The sequence below is a fragment of the Mycobacterium sp. SMC-4 genome, assembly GCF_050205565.1.
GTDB lineage: Bacteria > Actinomycetota > Actinomycetes > Mycobacteriales > Mycobacteriaceae > Mycobacterium.
The window spans coordinates 107,106-113,348 of the sequence record NZ_JBNMQU010000016.1 but is presented as its reverse complement, the minus strand read 5'-3'; the positions used below and the strand labels follow the sequence as shown (position 1 = coordinate 113,348).

The 6,243-nt window shown below is 64.7% G+C and carries 6 protein-coding genes and 1 rRNA gene; 4 read left to right on the top strand and 3 right to left on the bottom strand.

Going from position 1 to position 6,243, the window contains the following annotated elements:
* The first annotated feature begins 21 nt into the window (after window positions 1–21).
* Window positions 22–135 (top strand): 5S ribosomal RNA (gene rrf / locus ACQI46_RS24245).
* A 96-nt stretch (window positions 136–231) separates the two neighbouring features.
* Here the strand turns inward: rrf and ACQI46_RS24240 are convergent.
* The 3 genes from ACQI46_RS24240 to ACQI46_RS24230 form a co-directional block, all read right to left on the bottom strand.
* Window positions 232–714 carry a methylated-DNA--[protein]-cysteine S-methyltransferase gene (locus ACQI46_RS24240; protein ID WP_427096595.1) on the bottom strand — a complete coding sequence of 161 codons (483 nt, stop codon included), beginning with the start codon at window positions 712–714 and terminating at the stop codon, window positions 232–234.
* Window positions 605–2,221, bottom strand: a complete 1,617-nt coding sequence (locus ACQI46_RS24235; protein WP_427096594.1) for a DNA-3-methyladenine glycosylase 2 family protein — start codon at window positions 2,219–2,221, stop codon at window positions 605–607. Before ACQI46_RS24235 ends, ACQI46_RS24240 begins: the two co-directional genes overlap by 110 nt.
* A gap of 91 nt (window positions 2,222–2,312) precedes the next feature.
* Window positions 2,313–2,912 (bottom strand): TetR/AcrR family transcriptional regulator, encoded by a 600-nt coding sequence (locus ACQI46_RS24230; RefSeq protein WP_427096593.1) that lies wholly within the window; start codon window positions 2,910–2,912, stop codon window positions 2,313–2,315.
* Window positions 2,913–3,091: 179 nt separating this feature from the next.
* On the opposite strand from ACQI46_RS24230, the gene ACQI46_RS24225 reads away from it, so the two are divergent.
* The 3 genes from ACQI46_RS24225 to glsA are packed head-to-tail and all read left to right on the top strand — an operon-like array spanning window position 3,092 to window position 6,242.
* Window positions 3,092–4,462, top strand: a complete 1,371-nt coding sequence (locus ACQI46_RS24225) for an aromatic ring-hydroxylating oxygenase subunit alpha (RefSeq protein ID WP_427096592.1) — start codon at window positions 3,092–3,094, stop codon at window positions 4,460–4,462.
* A 14-nt stretch (window positions 4,463–4,476) separates the two neighbouring features.
* On the top strand, window positions 4,477–4,920 hold the full coding sequence (locus tag ACQI46_RS24220) for a hypothetical protein (protein WP_427096605.1): 444 nt from the start codon (window positions 4,477–4,479) through the stop codon (window positions 4,918–4,920).
* 41 nt (window positions 4,921–4,961) lie between these two features.
* Window positions 4,962–6,242 carry a glutaminase A gene (gene glsA, locus ACQI46_RS24215; protein WP_427096591.1) on the top strand — a complete coding sequence of 427 codons (1,281 nt, stop codon included), beginning with the start codon at window positions 4,962–4,964 and terminating at the stop codon, window positions 6,240–6,242.
* The last annotated feature ends 1 nt before the right edge of the window (window position 6,243 follow it).

Below are 6,243 nucleotides of genomic sequence, written 5' to 3'. Positions count from 1 at the left end.
TCGAAAACGAGTGAATAAAGTTACGGCGGTCCATAGCGGCAGGGAAACGCCCGGTCCCATCCCGAACCCGGAAGCTAAGCCTGCCAGCGCCGATGATACTGCCCACCCGGGTGGAAAAGTAGGACACCGCCGAACACAAATTGAAGTCCTGTGGCCCCCAATGCAATTGGGGGCCACAGGCATTTCCGGACCAGTCCGCCGGCCCGATAGCGTCAGGCGGGCCCAATGGCGTCAGCCGAAAAGGGTCGGCACCGGAGAGGCCGCGTTCGATTTCTCAAGTCCGAGAAGCACCTTCTTGCGGTCGATTCCTCCGCCATACCCGGTCATCTTGCCGTTGGCGCCGATGACGCGATGACAAGGCACGATGATGCAGATCGGATTGTGCCCGTTCGCCAGCCCGACCGCGCGTGACGCCCCGGGCGCACCGATGTGCTTCGCGATCTCGCCGTACGAACGGGTCTGCCCGTACGGGATCGCCAACAACGCCTCCCACACGCGGCGCTGGAACGGGGTGCCCGCCATGTCGAGTTCTAGGTCGAACTGCTGTAGCTCCCCGGCGAAGTACCTCTCCAGCTGTTCCACGGCCTCACCGAACGCGGTCGGGTCAGGCTCCCAGCTGGCTCGGTCGGGTTCGTAGGTCTGATCGACCATCCGCAGGTGAGACAACCGGTTGTCGACGCCCGCGAGCGTCAACAAGCCGACTGGGCTCTCCATCGTCCGATACCGCACGGTTTCCATCATGCCCCTCCTTCGGTGGCCAGTGATTGACGGCATGGTCCAATGCCGTCCAAAGATGTTGCGTGGCATAGGAACGCCACGGCCGCCAACGGCTGCTGTACTCGACCAGAGTCCTCGGCGCCGACGGTATGCCAAGCCGAGCTGCGGCCGATGTGACACCCAGATCCGTCGCTGGAAACGCGTCCGGATCACCGAGACCGCGCATCGCGATCATCTCCGCCGACCACGGCCCGATGCCGGGCACTGCCAGCAGACGTCGTCGTGCGTCGTCCCAGTCGCAGCCACTGTCGAGCACCAGTGCGCCGGTAGCCAGCGCGTCGACCAACGCGGCCAGCGACCGCTGCCGCGACTTCGGCATGGCCAGATGGCGGTCGTCGATGTCCAACAGCTGCTCCACGGTCGGGAACAGGTGGGTGAGGCCGCCATCCGGGTCGGCGACAGGAGAGCCGTAGGCCGCGGTCAGGCGGGCGGCATGGGTGCGTGCCGCGGCTGTCGACACCTGCTGCCCCAGCAGCACCCGTAAGGCCAATTCGTGCTCGTCGACAGTTCGCGGGATCCGTTGTCCCGGCGCACGTTCCACGAGCGGTGCCAGGGCGGTGTCGGCGCTGAGTGCCTCCACCACCGCTGCGGGGTCAGCGTCGAGGTCGAGCAGTCGCCGGCATCGTGCGATCGCCGCAGACAGGTCGCGGAAGTCGTCGAGAACCAGTCGGCACCGGACATGGTCGGGCTGCGGTGTCAGGGTGACGATGCCCGCTCCGTGCGGCAGCCGGAGAGTCCGACGGTAGGCGCCGCCACGGACCTCCTCCACACCCGGAACCGCGGTCGCAGCCAGGTGACCGAACATGCCCTCGAAGGCGAATGGTTGCCGCACCGGCAGGCGAAGCGTCATCACCCCCGTCGCCTCCGGCTCTTGACGGCGGAAACGGGCGCGGGAGCGCAGTGCCGTCGGGGTCAGATCGCTCACCGCTCGCACCGTGTCGTTGAACTGGCGGATGCTGGCGAAGCCCGCCGCGAATGCCACGTCGCTGAACGGCATATCGGTCGTCTCGATGAGGACCCGAGCGATCTGCGTGCGCTGGGCTCGGGCCAGCGCCAGCGGTGCGGCGCCCAGCTCAGCCTGCATGAGGCGCTCGAGCTGACGCACGGTGTAGCCCATCCGGGTGGCCAACCCGGTGACGCCTTCGCGGTCGACCGTTCCGTCGGCGATCAGGCGCATGGCACGGGCGACGGTGTCGCCGCGCACATTCCATTCCGGAGAGCCCGGTGACGCGTCCGGCCGGCAGCGCTTACAGGCGCGGAAACCGGCTCGTTGCGCGGCCGCCGCAGTGGGATAGAAACGCACGTTGCGGGGCAGTGGTGTCCGTGCCGGACAGCTCGGCCGGCAGTAGATCTTGGTGGTGAGCACGGCGGTGACGAACCAACCATCGAACCGCGCGTCCCTGGATTGGACGGCGCGGTGGCAGCGGTCGAAGTCGGTGTGCATCTCTTTGACAATCGCATGCCGGTGCACCCGGGCACTAGCGGAAAAGCGACATCCGAGCGGCAGAAGATGCCCAGTCGCGCAGCGCCGGGAATTACTCGGCGACGCGCACGCTGGAGATCACCAACTGCAGATAGGGGCGGTAGAGGTCCTCGCCATCGAGGTGACTGTCGAGGGTGATGCCGTTGTTGGCGGCCAGAACGACTCGAGCGAGCGTCTCGGCATCAATGGTCAGGGTGCCGCCGATGCGTGCCACGTTCTTGCTGATGAATTCGCCCAGCGCGCGGACGGTTTCGCGACGCTGGGCCGCGACTCGTTCCCGCGCATCGGGGTTGCGGAGCAGGAACAATGTCAACTCGTATCCGAGTGCTGCGCGGTCCGGGCCGCTGCTGAGTTGACGCCATCGCTCGGCCAACTCGTCGATGTCGACGTCGCTGAGGCGATGGAAGGACATCATCACCTCGGCGAAACCGTCGAGGAATCGCTGACGTTGCCGGTCGACGACCTCGAGAAAGAGCTTCTCTTTCGCGCCGAACTGGGAGTAGATCGCTCCGCGGGTGAACCCCGCTGTTTCGGCGATCTCTTCGAGCGCTGCGCCGGTCAGACCCTTGCGGGCGAAGACTTCTTCGGCGGCATCGAGCAGGATCTGGCGGGTGTGCTCGGTACGCCGCTCCTTGGTCCATCGTTCGGCCACGAGCCCATCCTCCCACCACAGCCGGGGATCGTGTGACGCCCGAGAGCGCAACGGTAGATACAGTCTTGTATTCAAGATACGCCTCTGTATAAAGTGAGGCCTGTCACATCCGCGCCAAGGTCAGCCCCGCCGTCGCGAGATGTCCGACCGGCCCACCAAGGAGGACTGCCGTGCTGCCGATGACCCGCCCCGGAGAGTGGCTCGATCCCGACTCAGGCCTTGGTTTGTGCCTGGACGACCTCCAGCCCGGGACGTTCAACATGACCATCTCCACCGACCGCTACACGTGTCCGGACTACGCCGCCCGGGAGCGGCGCGCGATCTGGAAGCGGACGTGGCAGATTGCCGGTCGGGTCGAGGATCTCCCGAAGGCCGGCGACTGGAAGAAGTACGAGATCCTCGATCAGTCGTTCCTCATCGTGCGCGGCAAGGACGAGAAACTCCGCGGATTCGTCAACGCCTGCCGTCACCGGGGAAATGCGCTGTGCACCACCGAGACCGGCAATGCCAAGCGGGGCTTCCTCTGTCAATACCACCTCTGGTCCTATGACCTCGAAGGCAAATTGAAAGGCCTGCTCCGCGAGAATCTCGCCGGACCGATCGACAAGAACGAGAACTCGCTGCTGGAGGTGTGTGTCGACACATTCGCCGGGTTCATCTTCCTCAACCCGGATCCCGATGCCGAGGCGCTGCGCGACTACCTCGGTGAAGACGTCGTCGCCTTGCTGGAGCCGTACAACATCGAGAAGTTCACGACGGTCATGGACGTCACTGAGGACCTCGAGTGCAACTGGAAAGTCGTGATGGACGCCTTCGAAGAGGGCTACCACATCAACGGCATCCATCCCCAGTTGCTACAGGTGCTGCACATCAATCCGCGGACCGCGCGGTACCGGTTCTTCGAAAACCACAGTGTCGCAATGGCGCCGTTCGAGGTGGTGGGCGCCGGCGTGCAGGATCAGGTCGCCGGGATCCTGGCCCTGCCCGAAACCTTCCCGGGCACAGTCGCGGTCATTCCGAGGTTCCAGGAACTCATCGCGCCGTACCAGGACCAGGACGGCAACGTGACGTTACCGGAGGGGCTCACCGCGCGACTGCTGCTGCAGCAGGCCACTCGCGAGGTGCTCACCGGTATGGGACTGGATGTCAGCGGTCTGACGGATTCACAGATGGTCGACAACCAGGGTTGGGTGCTGTTCCCCAACTACTTCATGACGGTGCGCGCCGGAGAATGCCACGTCATCATGTCCCGGCCCCATCCCAGCGGGGACCCGAACCGGTGCATCTGGCACGTCGCCAGTTACATGTACGTGCCCGACGAGTTCCGCGACGCAGTCCGCGCTGAGCCGCTCGTGGTCGACACACCAGGCAGCCACAAATACTTCGAGGCGTTGCAACAGGACTACGAGCAGATGCCGCGACAGCAGAAAGGTCTGCGTAACGACCGACTCGACCACATGTCGCTGGTCAAGGAGGAAGTCGTGATCGCGCACTTCCACTCCGTGGTGGACCGTTTCATGGCCGATACCGTCACGAAGGGACATCTGTGAACATCAAGAGCGCCATGACCACCATCGACGAGGCGATCAACGGCACCACCGGGCGATCGCGTGCGGTGTTGCAGTACAGCCAGACCATGAGTCGTCTGGTGAAAAGCGCCAAGGAACCAGGATTCTCCGAGCAGAGTTGGGAGCCTTTGGCGGAGTTGATCGCACTGGACGACTTTGTGCGAATCGGCCCGTTCAAGGAGGTGATGAACTGGGCCGAGTACACCGAGTTCCTGACCACCTGGGCAAAGTCCTCGGATTGGGACTGCTCCTTCAAACGCATCAGTGAGACCGGCGAGATCGTCCTGCTCGAACTCGAAGAGCGCAGCCAGATCGGCGATTTCAGCAGCGTGGTGAACAGCGCATCGGTTTACGAGTTCGACGCCGACAACAAGATCACCCTTGTGGCGATCTACCTGCAGATGCAGTTGCCCGACCAGGCGCCGCTGCCCGAGCTGTAGAGCGACGACGCGACGCGTGTCGGTGCCCTACACTCGCGCCCATGGCCGAGTTGGTGCAGCGGTACCTGGACCGCATCCGCGCCGAGCACGCCTCCGTCGACGACGGTGCGGTGGCCGACTACATTCCCGAGCTCGCCGGGGTCGACCCCGACAAGTTCGCCCTGTCGCTGTCCATGGCCGACGGTTATTCATACGAATCCGGCGATGCAGCATGCCAATTCACCATCCAGTCGATATCCAAGCCGTTCACCTACGCGCTGGCGCTCGACCAGATCGGCGTCGCGGCCGTCGACGCCAAGATCGGTGTCGAGCCCTCGGGTGAGGCCTTCAACGAGATCAGTGTCGACCGCGCCACCAAGATCCCGAAGAATCCGATGATCAACGCTGGCGCCATCGCCGCGGTCTCGCTGGTTCCGGGTTCGTCACCCGAGCAGAGATTCGGGTTGATCCGGGATTTCTACTCCGCGTTCGTCGGCCGCCGCCTCGAGCTGGACGACGCCGTCTATCGGTCGGAGAAGGCGACCGGCAGCCGCAACCGGGCGATCGGGTACATGCTGCAGAGTTTCGGCGTGCTCGACGACGATCCCGACGAAGTCCTCGACGTGTACTACCGGCAATGCGCCCTGCGTGTCACGAGCACAGACCTGGCCACCATGGGGGCGACGCTGGCCCGAGGCGGGTTGAACATGCGCGGAGAGCGTGTCACCGACGCCGCGGTGGTCAAACGCACGCTGTCGGTGATGGTGACGTGCGGCATGTACGACGCCGCCGGAGATTGGGTGAGCGCGGTGGGGATGCCCGCCAAGAGCGGGGTCGGCGGCGGAATCGTCGCGGTGTTGCCCGGCCAGTTCGGCATCGGCGTCTACTCACCACGGCTAGACCAGAAGGGCAACAGCGTGCGCGGAGTGCGCGTGTGCCGCAGCCTTTCCGAGCAGTTGGGCATGCACTTTCTGACCGTGCGTCGCGATTCGCGCACCACGCTACGCAATGTGTACGAACCCAGCGCCGGCATCCGGATCTACGAAACCCACGGCGATTTGTTGTTCAGCGGAACCGAGCAGGTCGTGCGCATCGTCGAGCATGACCGTGACCGCTTCGACGTCGCGATCCTCGACGTGTCGCGTGTCGACGACATCGACGATGCGGCGCGCGCGATGCTCGCGGAACTGGGGTCCGAACTCCGCGCGGAAGGCAAGCAGGCCATCCTCGTCGATCCCGACGGCGCAGTCCTGCGATCCGCCGACGATGTCGGAAAGATTCGGTTCTCCACCCCCGATGACGCGCTGGCCGCCGCGCGAAAATCGTTGCGCCCCAAAGTGTGAC